Consider the following 14,215-nt stretch of genomic DNA (forward strand, 5'->3'; position numbering starts at 1 on the left):
GAAACCATTCGACGCACCTTCAGTGAGCCACTACTATGGAAGCATATTTCTCATCCGGATAATCCAATTGGAAGTCAAAGAGCTTGTGCCGATGGCACCAGAAGCCTTCAAGGCTGAAATAAAACGTAGAGGCTGGGAGCCTGAGTTGCTGGCCGTACGCTGGGCCATGAGCAAACGCCGAGTGCATCAGATCATTGCGGATGGAGACCGGCCCAGGTACTACGACGATGCCGTGATGGCGCTCCCGGCAATCCTAAAATAGAAATATATTTCTTTATCTTTTGGGAAATATACTTCACAATTGCCCCATCAAGACGCAAAGTCCAAGGGGCATGTCGATGGAATATCTAGTCATTCTTCACACGGCACAGGGCGATGTTCGCACTCGCTACCCACGTCATAAGCAGGCACAGGCTATCGCGCATTGGCAGGACTATGCGGCCACCGGCAAGAAAGCCAGCCTGATCATCGACTGATCGACCCGCCCCGCTTTTCGGGGCTCTCAAGCGGTTCCTGATAGGGGTTGTAAGCCGGAATCCCAGAAATTTCCGTCATGGGCGGGAAGCCAGTACTGGTGCGGATTGACGCCAAACAGTTGTTTTCCGGCAGCGACGCCGCCAAGCCGAAAACGGCTTGATTGAGCGGCCAAATATGTACGGAAAACCGTATCGGGTAACACAAGCAGCCAGGAACCACTCTGGTGATGTTTTCCGACGGAATTTTCTGGGATTCCGGCGTACACCCCCTGATACGCATCACAATCCCCTCAATCATGTGCAGCGCTGAGCCCAGCGCTACAGCGCAGGGACCAGCTCGCATTCGTTTAAGAGGTGAAGGACATGATTAACCACAGAACGCAAAAACTGCACGCTCAGCAGGTGCTTGAACACCTGGCCCACAGCCTGGCACAGCCCATAGCGCTGCCCCGCGAGACCATTGAAGAAGCGCTGCGCGCAGCCATCATGGACGGACGACTTGAACCGGGTGAACGGCTCACGCAGCAAGCCATTGCCGATGCCTTCCAGGTCAGCCGGATGCCGGTGCGTGAAGCCCTGCGTTCGCTGGAGACGCAGGGCTACATCGCGACGGCGTATCACAAAGGCTATCGGGTCACGAACGGCCAGGAGTTGCCCCGGCACGGTCACCTGCCTGGCTTGCTGAGGTGCGTGGCAGAACGGCATACGCAGCTGGGCGACCTCGAAGCAAAAGTCGCCTTTGAAAACGAAATCCTGCGCGTCCTGGGCCGACTGCGCCCGACCCCTTGCTAATGCTCCCGTTGGGAGAAACGCACTGTGACAAACGTGCCTGTCCGCCTCTTCGAGACCCAAAAGGCTGCATATGACAACACCGACTGATACTCGCACCAGATATCAAAAGCTATTAGACGCCCATGGATTAACCCTGGCAGATAGCGCGGCATTGATCTGCCAACACACACAAAAACCTTGCTCTGTTCGTGCTGTGCGTTCATGGCTGAATGACCCCGCCAAGCCCAGCTCTCGATCTTGTCCTGAGTGGGCTGTAAACGCGTTATCCAGCGCTTTGTCCGGTTGAGCTACGCCTCATCCTTTCACAGCCATCGAACCAGAAGGCGTCACCGCATATGGCGCAAAGGAGCCCCATGAGCACTTCACTGAGTCGCCTTTTAAGCCTGCAAGCTGTTCGTAATCTCACCTCGCTCAAGCGCGACGCCAAGCGCCTCCAGAGGAAATCACAGCAGGTCTTTGGCACAGAGCACTCGCTCGCTGTGTGCCAGCAGGCTATGGCAGTTTCGCGAGGCTTCACCTCCCTTGCCACTCTTGATGCCCTCTCAGATCGGCTGGGCATGAACCGGCGCAATCCGTTCTGGACACTCACAGGGCGGAGCGACGCTCACCAGTCCGTACTGGATACCCTTTTTCGCCTGGACCTGGATTTTGCTGATGTCGGTCCACTGCTGTTCATCGGGCAGCAGCAACACGCACTGCGGCCTGCACTGATTCTGCTCCTGGAGCGAATGAGCGCAATGGTACGGCCTGGCTTGATCCTGATAGAAAGCACCGCAGCAGCGATTCAGGACACGGCGTTATTCAAGGCTGCAACCGAATTGGAGCTACACGAGACACTGATGGGGTTTCGAGCCCTAGACCTACGTGAACATAACCTTCCCGTGGAGTTGGCTGACTGCGCACTCGAAAGCCGCTGGCGTCCTTGGGTTGTCCTCTTCTCACGTGACGATCCCGTCAGCGAACAGCGCGCCGGTATCGTTCATTCGTACTTCGCGGCACGTGCAACGGACCATGGCCGACTTCCCATCCTGTACGTTTCCGAGAATGCCGGCGCTTATGTTCCAAGCGCGTTCAGGCTGGAAGGTCACACCGCTATCGTCAACGGCTTGGCCGACTTCCCAGGCGGGGACGTTTTCGCTGCGAACGACAGCTACATCCATGCAGTGAAGGTTTTGAGCACCGAAGCGGACCTTCAGTTTATGGGCTCAAAAGTACCCTTTGCGCGGGATGGCCATGTACCTGCACTGAAACGCTAACTGAGGAAAGACCACCATGACAAACCACCTTTCTAAATTCATCTGCAACGACGATGGGCGCAACGATGAAGCGTATCAGCTGATCAGCCAGGATCGGCTCGACGGTGTGCCTCGGGACGCATGGGAGGCCGGTGCCGTCTGGCTTGACGCGGCTGATTTTCAGCGGTTCCGGCGCGGGCTTTACACACGGCTGTTGAACAAATCGAGCCCGGCAGGACCGGTGGTGGTCAGGAAAGCGTCCTAGCTTGTTGAAAGCAGCGGATTTTGTAGGGCGAAAAGCGGAGGTCCCATGCTACTATCCGGCACAGTTTTATTTGCAGGAAAGCGACGATGTAGATTCACGAATCGCAGAAACCAAAAAGCCCCGCTTGCCGGCGGGGCTTTTTGGAAATCCTGAACAGGCCGTTTGAGAAGGCGGAAACCTGTTCAACACACATAACGTGAGCTGATTATGGCGTTCACTGCGGCTTTGTGCAAGCCGTCAAAAGTGAAGCCTTCAGTTCACCGCTGAACGGTGGACTTATGGAAAAGATTTTTCAGCTGCTGTGCGACCTCGATGACAGCACCCTGCCCCCCCACTTGACCCCTTGCGTCACACCCTTTCACGCCGTCGGCCAACCAGTTGGCCAAGGCGGTGAAGCATGAGCCACGACAACGCGATCAGTCTTGCCCTCGCGACCTCATCCACGGCCAACACCGATCCGCTGGCCAGCAGCACCCACATGCCGCCTGCCCGTTTCTTCGAAGACGGCACTGCGCTCAACCGGTTATTGCTGGAAGCGCCGTACATGGCGCGGTGCAGTGACGACAAAACCGCGACTCGCGTCCGTCCTCGTGAATACGCGCTGCGTTATCCCTATATGCAGGTCAATCGCCCCGGCATGGTGTCGTGGCTGGTGTTCGACCTCGACCATGCCAACGCCTTGGCCTGGGACGATGCCGGGTTGCCTGCGCCGAACCTGATGGTGCGCAACCGCAAAAGCGGCCATTCCCAGTTGTTCTATGCCGTGCCGTCCGTGTGCACCACCGAGAACGCACGGGCCAAGCCGATTCAGTACATGAAAGCGATCTATGCCGCGTTTGCCGCTCGCCTCGACGCAGACGTGGACTATCACGGTGGCCCCGTGGCCAAAACACCCGGCCACCCCTGGTGGGAGACGACCGAATTTCACAGCCACGTGTATGAACTGGGCGAACTGGCGAGCGCTGTGGAGTTGACCGTCAAGCCTTGGGCCACAGGCCCCAAGCTGGACCAGGTCAGCCATTCGCGCCACTGCATCCTGTTCGAGCAGCTGCGCTATTTTGCGTACAGCATCGTCAATCGCGAGCGCGAGCTGGGTTCGTTTGAGTCGTTTATGCGCTCTCTCGATGCGTATGCGTACAACCACAACAGCTTTCTAAAGCAGGGTTTTTCGGAAAACCTGCCGCTGTCGTCGATACGCGCCACGGTCAAATCCGTAGGCCGCTGGACGTGGGATCGGTACACCGGTGATCGTCGCTGCCATCGAGGCGCAATGCAGCTCGATAGCAGCTTGTCGCTCACCGAGCGGCAGAGCCTCGCTGCGAAGCGCACCAATGAGCTGCGGCACAAAGCCACAGAATCGAAGATACGTGCCGCGTGCAGGCAGCTTCAAGACCAGGGCAAGGCACTGGTGCGTTCTGCGATTGCAACGCTCGCCGGAGTTTCGGTGAGAACGGTGGCCAGCTACACGCACATCCTCACTGAAGTCGCCCAACCGGCCACTGTGAGCGTTCTCAGGGCCAGCCGTAAGGCTGTGTCCGTACCACCTCGGCAAGATCGTTCACCCACTACCCCACCCGTTCAGGCCCCCGTTGGTCAGCCTGCTGATGGCCGCGCCTCGAGTGTGCAATATGGTGTACATCAGATATCTGCGGTCCCGCAGGGGCCGCAAGCCGGAGAGCCCTTAAAAACAGAACATTAGGATGGTTCATGATGGGGAGTGCGCGTATGAATTCAGTACTACGTCAGTGAGTATTCGGACCTAACTCATGCCTGGTTCGTGTCTCTACATTTCGTGGTAGATGGGGGCTGCTATTGGAGAGCGTGACTCTTGCCTGCCCCAAGCTGACCCCTTACTCTGCTATCCAAATGAATTTGATAGGGAAGGAACACCACCATGGCTCTGACGAAAGACCAATTGGTTGCCGGTATTGCTGAAGCTATCGACGTGCCAAAAAACACCGCGCGTAACGCTCTTGAGCAATTGGGACAGATCGTTGCCGACCAACTGGAAAGCGGTGCAGAAATCACTCTACCGGGCATCGGAAAACTGAAAGTGGCAGAGCGTCCAGCACGCACTGGCCGCAACCCTTCGACTGGTGCCTCTATCGAAATCGCTGCCAAGAAAGTCGTCAAGTTCGTCTCGGCTAAAGTGCTGAACGACGCGATCAACAAGGGCGGCGTCTCATAGAAGGGGTTGCACGCCGGAACCGCCGAAAATTCCTTCGTCAGTCGCTCGGGTGTAAACTCACTCAGAGATAAATGGAGAAAATCCTTATGATTGATCGTTCGCCTATCGTTTCGGAGTTTGAAACTGAAGAGCTAGAGGCCAATTACACCGCCTGGCTACGCGCGAAGGTGGAGGCAAGTCTGGCCGACTCTCGCCCTGCTATCCCGCATGATGAAGTCGAGCGAAGGATGGCAGAGCGGTTGGCACGATTGCGCCATCGGCGAGCGTCCTGATGCTACCCATTTTCTGGCTAGAATCAGCGGACAACGATTTGGCGGCAATAATCGAATACATAGGTTTACGTGATATAGCTGCTGCCGAAAGGTTGTGGCAGCGCTTGCGTAGCATTGTTCTGCCCCTTTCAGAACATCCTTATCTGTATGCGATAAGTGACCGCGTTCCAGGAATGCGCGAGATCGTGGCCCATCCTAACTACCTGGTGTTTTATCGCGTCACCTCAACGCGCATAGAAGTGGTGAACGTCGTCCACGCACGGCAAGAATATCCCCAAACTGGACTAGCGTAGTGCTCACTCCAGCGTTCCAGGGAAGTGCTGGTATTCATGCTTCGATGCTGCTTAAGTTGGTTGGCTATTCCATTGCTCTTCGGACCCTTTTTTTCCATGATCACAGGAGAGGACATTGCAGCTTTCTGATGACTTGAAATTGATAGCTTGGCCGACCAGAGTTCGATTCGATGAGGATGACAATACGCCAGAGCGGCTGGCCTTCGAATTGGAGGTCAATGGTGAGCGCATGGTTATGCTCAGTCTGGAGCAGATGTTAGACGCGCTATGGAGTTTAGAGGAAGCGAAACTGGTGGCACCGTTAGGTACCACCTGGTGGAGCAAAGCCGAGCTTAACAAGCAATGGGGTAAACCCGTTGTGACGGTCTCTAGTGAGTCGAGGCTAGAGCGTTTGGATATGAAATTTGCCGTAGAGCATGCCAAGAAGGCCACAAAGGCGACGACGTCACCGTCTTTCTTGGAAATGTCGGAAGACGAAACCGGTGCGCCCTATCTGCTACTGGAGCAAACCTTGCTGCAATGTGTGTACATAGCAGAACAATTAGGTGCCATTCCGCCATTGGATGAAAAATGGCTAGCGCGCGTCATACCGCCTTCGGTCCGCCAGTTGTCACAGATTCAGAAATGCACGGGCCTTCATTAAAGGGATCGATAGAGAAAACGGACAAAATCGTACGTTAAGCATTCGACCTGTCAGGTTGAGACCATAGAGATAAACGCCTCGGCGTTAGAAAATGCAGAAAACGGCCCTAGTCTGACGCGGTGCCAGTGAGCAGCCTGACACCCGGTTGAGATGTACTTCAATCGGACACAGTCCAGGTTGCACGAGGGCATGCCTCCTGTCGGCAGTGCTTAACGTACGACTTTTTCCGAATTCTGCGGGCTCCCCGTGAAGAGGTTTTTGAGCGGTCGAGGTGTGTAAGCAGGCGGTGCAGAGGCCACGTCAGCAGGATGGCTCCTCATCGTGGTGAATGACGGCGGTGATGGCGAATCCGCCTGGCCCTTCTCTCATCGAAACGCTTACGCAAGAAGCGTCGGGAAACCTGTCGTTCAGATACGCTGTCTGGCAGCAACTACAAAGATCGACATCACCGAAAGGGTCGATACCGAAGGAAAAGTCGGTATCGGGAACGAAGGTAGTATGCCCGGCGCGTTGGAGACGGGTCTGCTTTGCCTTGGCTTTTGCCCGGCTCGCCCGTTTACGTTTTTTGGTCTCTGACGCCATGTGTAAGCCTGTGCTGAGGAGGGATCGACTCGATTTCGGCTATGATAACCGATTTCAAAATCCCACAATTTGCAGCCGTAGGCTGCCCTGTTCATGCATAGGAATTTCAAAATGCCTATGCATCAAGCTGACGCTTGGAAGGAGGCGTCATGCCTTCATAGCGATGTGTAGGAAGACGCTGATGCGTTACTTATGCAGTGAAAATCCCTATAAATCAGCGTTAATGCAGGTTATTTCACCGCGAAGCCTAGGTGCGGACGCACCTTCCCCCTGTCAGGGCTTCACGTACCTCATCTGCGCGATCGCCTGAGCGTTGAGGACCAGTCCCTGTACCGTCAGCCCGCTGATTGCCGCCGTGTATACCATCCGCGCGCCACACAGCACGCAACGGAACGGATCGACGTTTAGAAAGGCTTTGGCCATCTGCACAAAATACAGCTTCGGTGTCGGTCCTGGCGTCGCCATCTTCAATGCTTCATACACCTTCGGCAGGTATTTCCCACACACCCGATTGGCCAGAAAACCAAAATACCGGATCATCCGGAAATGCTTTTCCGGGATGTGCTGCACCACCCGGCGCAGCATGTCGGCCTGGCTCAGCGTTTCCTGCTGATAGGTCTGTGTGCGGTGATCCAGGTAGGTGAAGCTCAACGTGGCCCCGTTGGTGTAATGCGCCAGACGACTGCCCGAGATCGGCGGTTTTTTCAGGTAGCGGCCCAGGTAATTGACGGTCTTTCGGCCGTTTTCCGTCTTCTTCGACAAGTGGATGTGCCAGTGCTGGCCGCCAGCGGTCAGTATCAGACGGTGCCAGTCGCTTTCACAGTGGATGTGGGCCAGCGGCGGCGGCATCGTCAGTTGCGAAAGCGGCTGTCCCAGCAGGTAATCGCGCACCAGCCACATCCAGCGCCGCCGCAGGGCCTCTTTGTGGAACGACAGATTTTTCCAGACGCCCTGCTCATCCAGGCCGCCCGCGGTCACCGACAGGTGGACGTGGGGATGCCAGTTGAGCCGCCGTCCATAGGTGTGCAGCGCCCCGAAAATCCCGACGCGCAAACCGCGCCGCTTGGCGGTGTAGATCAGGTTATCGGCCGCCAGACGAAACAGCGCATCAAGCAGCCAGCGGTTGTAGAAGAACAGGGACCACAGCGTGTCGGGCAGCGTGAACACCAGATGCTGCCAGGGGCAGTCGGGCAGACGGTTGTTTTGCACGGCGATCCACTGGTCGGTGGCCTTTTTGCCGCAGGAAGGACAGGCCCGGCAATGGCAGGTGTTGCACAGGTATTTGACGTGCGGGCAGCTGTCGTTGCCGCAGGTGTAGTGTTTGACGCCCAGTATCGAGGTGCCGCAGGCGAGCATTTTGCTGATCGACTCCACTTCGATTTGGCGCAGACCGCCGGCCTCCAGCAAATCTGCCCAGCAGCCGTTGGCCGTGAAGAGGTTTTTGAGCGGTCGAGGTTTGTAAGCAGGCGGTGCAGAGGCCACGTCAGCAGGGCGGCTCCTCATCGTGGTGAATGACGGCGGTGATGGCGAATCCGCCTGGCCCTTCTCTCATCGAAACGCTTACGCAAGAAGCGTCGGGAAACATGTCGTTCAGATACGTTGTCTGGCAGCAACTACAAAGATCGACATCACCCAAAGGATCGATATCGAAGAAAAAGTCGGTATCGGGAACGAAGGTGGTATGCCCGGCGCGTTGGAGACGGGTCTGCTTTGCCTTGGCTTTTGCCCGGCTCGCCCGTTTACGTTTTTTGGTCTCTGACGCCATGTGTAAGCCTGTGCTGAGGAGGGATCGACTCGATTTCGGCTATGATAACCGATTTCAAAATCCCACAATTTGCAGCCGCAGGCTGCCCAGTTCATGTATAGGAATTTCAATAATTCCTATACAGGGTAATCCGCCGAAAAAGGTCCCCTCGGGGGGATGTCAATGTGGCATCGATGTCGGCAAAAAGTTTTTTTCACCCATCACCCACGCCGAAAAAGGGATTGAAAGCGACTTTTCTGTACCTTTTCCAGATTTTGGACGCACCTCTCCCGTATCAGGCCGGCACGTACTTCAATTGCGCGATGCTTTGAGCGTTGTTGATCAAGCCCTGCACGGTCAGGCCGGCGATGGCTGCGGTGTACACCATCCGCGCTCCGCACAGCACGCAGCTGAACGGATCCCGATGCAAGAACGCTTTGCTCATCTGCGCAAAATACAGTTTTTGCGCTTTGCCACGCCTTTCCATGCGTAGCGCCTCATACACCCGGGGTAGCTGTCGGCCACAGACGCGGTTGGCCAGAAATCCAAAATACCGGATCATCCGAAAGTGCTTCTCCGGGATGTGCTGCACCACCCGGCGCAGCATGTCGGTCTGGCTCAGCGTTTCCTGCTGATAGGTCTTGGTGCGGTGATCCAGGTAGGTGAAGCTCAACGTGGCCCCGCAGGTGTAATGGGCCAATCGGCTGCCCGAGATGGGCGGTTTTTTCAGGTAGCGGCCCAGGTAATTGACGGTCTTTTTGCCGTTTTTCGTCTTCTTCGACAAGTGGATGTGCCAGTGCTGACCACCGGCGTTGAGCACAAGGTGACGCCAGTCATTTTCGCTCTGCAGATGAGCGTTTTCAGGTGGGACGGTGGTGTGCTCCCACTGACTGAGCAGGTACTGGCGTACATTCCACATCCAGCGCCGACGCAAGGCTGATGGATGAAACGACAGATCTTTCCAGACACCTGCGTCATCGATCCCACCCAAGGTGACCGAGACATGGATGTGTGGGTGCCAGTTAAGTCGCCGGCCGTAGGTGTGGATGGCGCAGAAAACACCCACCTCCACGCCCCGGCGTCGGCCCGCATAGAGCAGGTTGTCGACGGCCAGGCGACACAAGGCATCGAGCCAGTGACGGTTATGAAAGAACAGCGGCCACAGGGTGTCAGGCAATGTGAACACCAGGTGTTGCCAGGTACACTCGGGTAAGCGGTGCTGTTGATTGGCGATCCACTGATCGGTAGCTTTTTTGCCGCAGGATGGACAGGCGCGGCAACTGCAGGTGTTGCACAGGTATTTGACGTGCGGGCAGCTGTGGTTGCCGCAGGTATAGTGTTTGACGCCCAGGATCGAGGTGCCGCAGGCCAGCATTTTGGTGACGGACTCGACTTCGATGTCGCGCAAGCCGCCCTCCTCGAGGAGGTGTGCCCAGCATTGATTGGCGGTGAAGAGGTTTTTGAGCGGTCGAGGTGTGTAGGCTGGACTCATCTGAAGCAGCGGTGGGTAAGCAGGCTTCATGATGATCAATAATGGGCCTCATGACAAAGCTCAAATCGATGTTTCTGCTGCTACGCGATCATAAGAACGGGCGATTTGCAGCCGCAGGCTGCCCTGTTCATGCATAGGCATTTTGAAATGCCTATGCATGAACCTAGTACGATTTGTTACGAATTCTGCGGGCTTCTCTGCATTAATCATCAAACATTGACGGATACTGCTTGATAAATTGCTCACGCGACATAGTCATTGCTTCCAAGTCTGGAACTATTCCACTTTTCATAGGAGGTAAATCTAAGCCCTTGGCTTGGGCTATAGCACGTACACAAAGCTCACTCTTGGCTGCGCTCCCCCTTTCATCAGGCATAGCATGTGCCAACCACCAGTGAATTTCGCCTAAAAATTTAAGTGCTTTCTTGGTAGATAAGTTTGATTGTAGGACCTCATTAAACAAATCGTTTACATGATGAAGAATTTTAGGGACTTCTTCCGATGAAGTATGTTGGATGTAGTGTGGCTCTCCATAGTCTAAGCCTCGCGACCATAAATCCGAATATCGTCTTTGGTCTCGGTGCGCAGAACTATCTGAACTGCAAACTATTTTTGTCAGGCTTATTGGCTCTCCAAAAATCTTATCCGTTATCAAAAATTCTTTTGCTGGTGGCAATAAGCCTTCATCATCGAGTTTTTGCAAGCTCCCATCAGTACGGGAACTATATCTTTCTTTAATATAATTGTATTGATTTATTAATGGGGTTGTAAAAGGAAACTCATTATAACTATTGCGAGGTTTCTTAAATATATTCTCATCATGATTAGCCATTGAACATCGCCAATCGCGTGCTTTCTCCCATAAGTCTTCAAAATTCTGAATTTCACCATTAGCTAATGCACTTCCTATTTTTCGCGACTCATTCCAAAAAGACCTACCGTATTCCATTTGCAGGGGGACATGATCTCTATTATATTCTTTGTCAGGCCATCGGGCTACGCCAACCAACGACTGCTGATGCCAAGTCAATTCACTCCTTTCCGGTGATCCAGAAATAGCACCATAACGAGAGGCTTTATGGCTTCTTTGACCAGTTTCTAAATTTTCGGAATTAGTAGCTGAATTATGCCACCGGGGAGAGCTAACCAGTGGTTTTGAAGTAATGCATCCCATAATTAAACCCCGTTTTTTAGGTGACGAGCCTTAGTGGTAGTAACCTCTTATTCGGTTCCGCTCTGTCATGATGCCCGTTATTGATCATCATGAAACCTACGTACCCACCGTTGCTGCTTCAGATGAGTCCAGCCTACAAACCTCAATGTATAGGAGTTTCAAAATTCCTATACAGTGCGCCAATTCCGATACATCGACGATTCCGGGTACAACGACCTCAAGACTCGTGGCGTTGAGGATGTTCTGATCGCCGTCACGGATGGCCTCAAAGGAATACCGGAGGCTTTGGGAGCGGTTTTTCCTGCCACGACGCTGCAAACCTGCATCGTGCATCTGATCCGCAACAGCTTGAGGAGGTGTGCCCAGCATTGATTGGCGGTGAAGAGGTTTTTGAGCGGTCGAGGTGTGTAGGCTGGACTCATCTGAAGCAGCAGCGGTGGGTAAGCAGGCTTCATGATGATCAATAACGGGCCTCATGACAAAGCTCAAATCAATGTTTCTGCTGCTACGCGATCATAAGAACGGGCGATTTGCAGCCGCAGGCTGCCCTGTTCCTAGCCAGTTGCCGGAGGTCGGCGGTTTTCAGCAGTCATTCAGCCCGCCGCCACGCTACTGAATTGTAGGAAAATCAGTGAGAAGTTACGGAAAATCAAAATCTCTATGCATCAATAGTTACCCACCAGTCAATTCGATAGGTACTTTCAAATGACCAAGATCATTGGACCGTCAACTCTGTACATTACTTGTTCTGAACACGTCGACTTCAACGCGCCGGTTATCAACACATCATTGTCGACAACTGCATCAGATAATCCCGCGATCTCCGGACCTAAGCCGCGCAGTGCTTCGCAAAAGCCCGCCACTGAGGATCCTAGAGATGACGCCGCCACCATCATACAAAGTGCCTTCAGAGGCTACCAAGTACGAGCGAACACGGTGAGCGTGAAGCAGCCCGTCCCCGGAATGATTCAGACGAAGATCCACGGTGGGTTTAAGGGCACGCCTCCCGAGGGCACAGCGCTCGCCGATATTTTGAACAAATTGCAGGACGGCGCAACCTACACCAGGCTAGCTGTCCTCGGCGGCGCAAAGTCCGGCATGTTGATCGGGACGGAGAACGGCGAAGATGCTCAGTTGCCGAAAGAGCTTTTCCAACATGCTCCCCCGTCATCGGCTGTCATCAACGGTGGCTACTTCGTGCATAAAGAAAAACTGAGGATCGACGGGAATCCCGATGGCGTGAGTGCGGGGAAGAGCGATTTAGGTAGACCCGTGGGCCCCACCGCGACGCGAACTGACCATGTACCGGTCGCGCCAGCCTGGGAGCACGACAATGGCCAACTCCGATTTGCAAATGGCCAGGTCGCCGTCACGAGTGGTCCAATGCTCGCGTTGAGCGGACAGCAGACAAAGCTCGGCAATGCCGATCGGTTCCAGTACCGACTCGAGGGGAAAGACAATCCCTTAAACAAGCTTGCCGGCGCACTTACCCATGCCAGCGACGCCAACGAGCGAGCCGCCTTAAGCGTGCTCCACCACGAGTCGAACGCTCCGACCGATGCGGTATTTCACACCTTGACGGCGAATGGCCAGCGATCAAAGGGTGTGAAGATGGAGGACTGGCAGACCATTACCTGTGTCGGTGCTGATCCATCGGGCACGCGTACAGGCGCTACCAAAAACGCCCAAGTCTCCACCCTCAATCTGGATGGAGGCGGCTCGGTGTTTCTAGGCATTCGGAACGAGCAAGGCTTGATGCAAATCGCCCGAGGTGGCGATCCTAAAGAGGGTGTGAGACCTGTCGCCAACGTCATTGCCGCCAACTCCACCGTCGGGGGTAAACAATAGCGAAGGCCCAATCGAAGCATGCGTAACTGCCACCTACAAGCGGCGGGGTTTGCAGGTGTCTGTGAACCCGCGTGCAGCCTAGCCGATACGATAAAACCGCCGTTTTATGAAACCGCTTCAGCGAGCACCACCGAAGGCAATAACGCCCCGAAAAGCAGTGCGATAAACTCGTTCTGCAAATCAAAGTTCGCTAATCCACACCATCTGACGGGAAAAGCGAACTCTAACCATGCCTTACGTTGGTTTTCGGTTCCATTGCTCCCCGGACCCCGTCTTCGGTACTGACACGCAGGTACACCCGCGCAACATTGAGAGTCGTAGTCATATGGCCCATTTTGGTATACCCAAAGGGACAGAGTCTATCAGGGGTGGCTCATTTCTCCATAAAGCAATCCTAAAGAGCTATGCTGAAAAGAGCTACCCATTTGAACCGTATCATTTTGCACCGCTACACCTTTGTGTCCTTTCGGCGCTAAGCACAGGAATAGGTCAGTTCGCGATTGTGCTAATTAGCTAATTTACCACAATCGCGACTCTGGAAAAGCGTCTACTTGGTTGAGCCGGGCATGGCCTTGCGCCAGTTCCAAGGCCACAACATTAGGGGGTGTACGCCGGAATCCCCGAAAATTCCGTCGGAAAACATCATGAGAGTGGTTCCCGGCTGCTTTTGCTATCCGATACGGTTTTCCGTACATATTTGGCCGCTCAATCAAGCCGTTTTCGGCTTGGCGGTGTCGCTGCCGGAAAACAACTGTTTGGCGTCAATCCGCACCAGTACTGGCTTCCCGCCCATGACGGAAATTTCTGGGATTCCGGCTTACAACCCCCATTACGCGACGGAGGCGGTTTCACGGATTTTTCGACCAGGCTTCAGGTACAGCAAAGCCGAAGTGCTACTGATGGATATCTGCCAACCAGTGAATTTACCGATGATCTTTTCATGACCAATCAGCCGGTGAGTTCGGATCGACTGATGTCGGCATTGGATATGATCAATGGCAAGTGGGTCGTGGGACTTTGCGCACTGGTTCAGTGCCTATGACGCCGGACTTGGGCATGCGTCGTGAGCAAATGAGCCAGAGTTACACGACGCGGCTTGATCAGCTGTGGGTTGTAAAGGCCAAGTGATCCGTGGTCATAGTTGACATACGTGTCAACTATGACGCATTATTTGACTGCGCCTAGGCGTGAACTACAGGGTGGTTACAGGG

16 protein-coding genes and 2 pseudogenes are annotated in these 14,215 nt (G+C 54.5%); 13 read left to right on the forward strand and 5 right to left on the reverse strand.

The features are described from left to right. The 10 genes from BLT55_RS29495 to BLT55_RS29540 form a co-directional block, all read left to right on the forward strand. A partial coding sequence (locus BLT55_RS29495) for a hypothetical protein (protein ID WP_074801883.1) occupies positions 1–262 on the forward strand: 262 nt, incomplete at its 5' end. A gap of 76 nt (positions 263–338) precedes the next feature. Continuing rightward, positions 339–476: a hypothetical protein gene (locus BLT55_RS33660; RefSeq protein ID WP_015060871.1), complete on the forward strand. Its 138-nt coding sequence runs from the start codon at positions 339–341 to the stop codon at positions 474–476. Between the two features lie 363 nt (positions 477–839). After that, a complete protein-coding gene (locus BLT55_RS29500; RefSeq protein WP_074801886.1) occupies positions 840–1,268 on the forward strand; it encodes a GntR family transcriptional regulator in 429 nt (142 codons plus the stop codon). A gap of 353 nt (positions 1,269–1,621) precedes the next feature. Beyond that, on the forward strand, positions 1,622–2,524 hold the full coding sequence (locus BLT55_RS29510; RefSeq protein WP_055000812.1) for a hypothetical protein: 903 nt from the start codon (positions 1,622–1,624) through the stop codon (positions 2,522–2,524). Between the two features lie 16 nt (positions 2,525–2,540). Further along, on the forward strand, positions 2,541–2,768 hold the full coding sequence (locus BLT55_RS29515; protein ID WP_055000813.1) for a hypothetical protein: 228 nt from the start codon (positions 2,541–2,543) through the stop codon (positions 2,766–2,768). 397 nt (positions 2,769–3,165) lie between these two features. Next, on the forward strand, positions 3,166–4,467 hold the full coding sequence (locus tag BLT55_RS29520) for a replication initiation protein (protein WP_074801892.1): 1,302 nt from the start codon (positions 3,166–3,168) through the stop codon (positions 4,465–4,467). Positions 4,468–4,662: 195 nt separating this feature from the next. Next, the gene (locus tag BLT55_RS29525) at positions 4,663–4,956 is read left to right on the forward strand and encodes an HU family DNA-binding protein (protein WP_055000310.1); all 294 of its coding nucleotides are present in this window, start codon (positions 4,663–4,665) and stop codon (positions 4,954–4,956) included. A gap of 86 nt (positions 4,957–5,042) precedes the next feature. Continuing rightward, entirely contained in the window at positions 5,043–5,228 is a 186-nt protein-coding gene (relB, locus tag BLT55_RS34280; protein ID WP_003348562.1) for a type II toxin-antitoxin system RelB family antitoxin, read from the forward strand. After that, the gene (locus BLT55_RS29535) at positions 5,228–5,521 is read left to right on the forward strand and encodes a type II toxin-antitoxin system RelE/ParE family toxin (RefSeq protein WP_005730619.1); all 294 of its coding nucleotides are present in this window, start codon (positions 5,228–5,230) and stop codon (positions 5,519–5,521) included. Before relB ends, BLT55_RS29535 begins: the two co-directional genes overlap by 1 nt. Before the next feature lie 115 nt (positions 5,522–5,636). Next, a complete protein-coding gene (locus BLT55_RS29540; RefSeq protein ID WP_074801895.1) occupies positions 5,637–6,164 on the forward strand; it encodes a hypothetical protein in 528 nt (175 codons plus the stop codon). Between the two features lie 300 nt (positions 6,165–6,464). On the opposite strand, the gene BLT55_RS29545 is transcribed toward BLT55_RS29540, so the two are convergent. The 5 genes from BLT55_RS29545 to xopAH all read right to left on the reverse strand — a co-directional run bounded on the left by BLT55_RS29545 (position 6,465) and on the right by xopAH (position 11,156). Further along, positions 6,465–6,746, reverse strand: coding sequence for a hypothetical protein (locus tag BLT55_RS29545; protein ID WP_057414130.1), 282 nt, complete (start codon positions 6,744–6,746; stop codon positions 6,465–6,467). 273 nt (positions 6,747–7,019) lie between these two features. Further along, on the reverse strand, positions 7,020–8,249 hold the full coding sequence (locus BLT55_RS29550) for an IS91 family transposase (protein ID WP_074801624.1): 1,230 nt from the start codon (positions 8,247–8,249) through the stop codon (positions 7,020–7,022). Further along, positions 8,230–8,511 (reverse strand): hypothetical protein, encoded by a 282-nt coding sequence (locus BLT55_RS33170; protein ID WP_057424767.1) that lies wholly within the window; start codon positions 8,509–8,511, stop codon positions 8,230–8,232. Before BLT55_RS33170 ends, BLT55_RS29550 begins: the two co-directional genes overlap by 20 nt. A gap of 274 nt (positions 8,512–8,785) precedes the next feature. Next, positions 8,786–10,012 (reverse strand): IS91-like element ISPsy3 family transposase, encoded by a 1,227-nt coding sequence (locus BLT55_RS29560; protein ID WP_074801928.1) that lies wholly within the window; start codon positions 10,010–10,012, stop codon positions 8,786–8,788. Between the two features lie 172 nt (positions 10,013–10,184). Continuing rightward, positions 10,185–11,156: a XopAH/AvrB family type III secretion system effector gene (gene xopAH / locus BLT55_RS29565; protein ID WP_074801898.1), complete on the reverse strand. Its 972-nt coding sequence runs from the start codon at positions 11,154–11,156 to the stop codon at positions 10,185–10,187. 207 nt (positions 11,157–11,363) lie between these two features. Here xopAH and BLT55_RS29570 point away from each other — a divergent pair. The 3 genes and pseudogenes from BLT55_RS29570 to BLT55_RS29580 form a co-directional block, all read left to right on the forward strand. After that, positions 11,364–11,507, forward strand: a pseudogene (locus tag BLT55_RS29570) (transposase); the annotation flags it as partial. 354 nt (positions 11,508–11,861) lie between these two features. Continuing rightward, positions 11,862–13,004 (forward strand): IQ calmodulin-binding motif-containing protein, encoded by a 1,143-nt coding sequence (locus tag BLT55_RS29575; RefSeq protein WP_104442846.1) that lies wholly within the window; start codon positions 11,862–11,864, stop codon positions 13,002–13,004. Positions 13,005–13,837: 833 nt separating this feature from the next. Next, positions 13,838–14,132, forward strand: a pseudogene (locus tag BLT55_RS29580) (DUF4113 domain-containing protein); the annotation flags it as partial. Between the last annotated feature and the right edge of the window lie 83 nt (positions 14,133–14,215).

Origin of the sequence: Pseudomonas cannabina, assembly GCF_900100365.1 — a bacterium.
GTDB lineage: Bacteria > Pseudomonadota > Gammaproteobacteria > Pseudomonadales > Pseudomonadaceae > Aquipseudomonas > Aquipseudomonas cannabina.

Excerpts from the sequence above, each read along its gene's own strand:
- BLT55_RS29500 (WP_074801886.1), top strand. The coding sequence starts at position 840 with ATGATTAACCACAGAACGCAAAAACTGCACGCTCAGCAGGTGCTTGAA.
- BLT55_RS29525 (WP_055000310.1), top strand. The coding sequence starts at position 4,663 with ATGGCTCTGACGAAAGACCAATTGGTTGCCGGTATTGCTGAAGCTATC.
- BLT55_RS29545 (WP_057414130.1), bottom strand. The coding sequence starts at position 6,746 with ATGGCGTCAGAGACCAAAAAACGTAAACGGGCGAGCCGGGCAAAAGCC.
- BLT55_RS29515 (WP_055000813.1), top strand. The coding sequence starts at position 2,541 with ATGACAAACCACCTTTCTAAATTCATCTGCAACGACGATGGGCGCAAC.
- BLT55_RS33170 (WP_057424767.1), bottom strand. The coding sequence starts at position 8,511 with ATGGCGTCAGAGACCAAAAAACGTAAACGGGCGAGCCGGGCAAAAGCC.
- relB (WP_003348562.1), top strand. The coding sequence starts at position 5,043 with ATGATTGATCGTTCGCCTATCGTTTCGGAGTTTGAAACTGAAGAGCTA.
- BLT55_RS29550 (WP_074801624.1), bottom strand. The coding sequence starts at position 8,249 with ATGAGGAGCCGCCCTGCTGACGTGGCCTCTGCACCGCCTGCTTACAAA.
- xopAH (WP_074801898.1), bottom strand. The coding sequence starts at position 11,156 with ATGGGATGCATTACTTCAAAACCACTGGTTAGCTCTCCCCGGTGGCAT.
- BLT55_RS29535 (WP_005730619.1), top strand. The coding sequence starts at position 5,228 with ATGCTACCCATTTTCTGGCTAGAATCAGCGGACAACGATTTGGCGGCA.
- BLT55_RS33660 (WP_015060871.1), top strand. The coding sequence starts at position 339 with ATGGAATATCTAGTCATTCTTCACACGGCACAGGGCGATGTTCGCACT.
- BLT55_RS29510 (WP_055000812.1), top strand. The coding sequence starts at position 1,622 with ATGAGCACTTCACTGAGTCGCCTTTTAAGCCTGCAAGCTGTTCGTAAT.
- BLT55_RS29575 (WP_104442846.1), top strand. The coding sequence starts at position 11,862 with ATGACCAAGATCATTGGACCGTCAACTCTGTACATTACTTGTTCTGAA.
- BLT55_RS29560 (WP_074801928.1), bottom strand. The coding sequence starts at position 10,012 with ATGAAGCCTGCTTACCCACCGCTGCTTCAGATGAGTCCAGCCTACACA.
- BLT55_RS29520 (WP_074801892.1), top strand. The coding sequence starts at position 3,166 with ATGAGCCACGACAACGCGATCAGTCTTGCCCTCGCGACCTCATCCACG.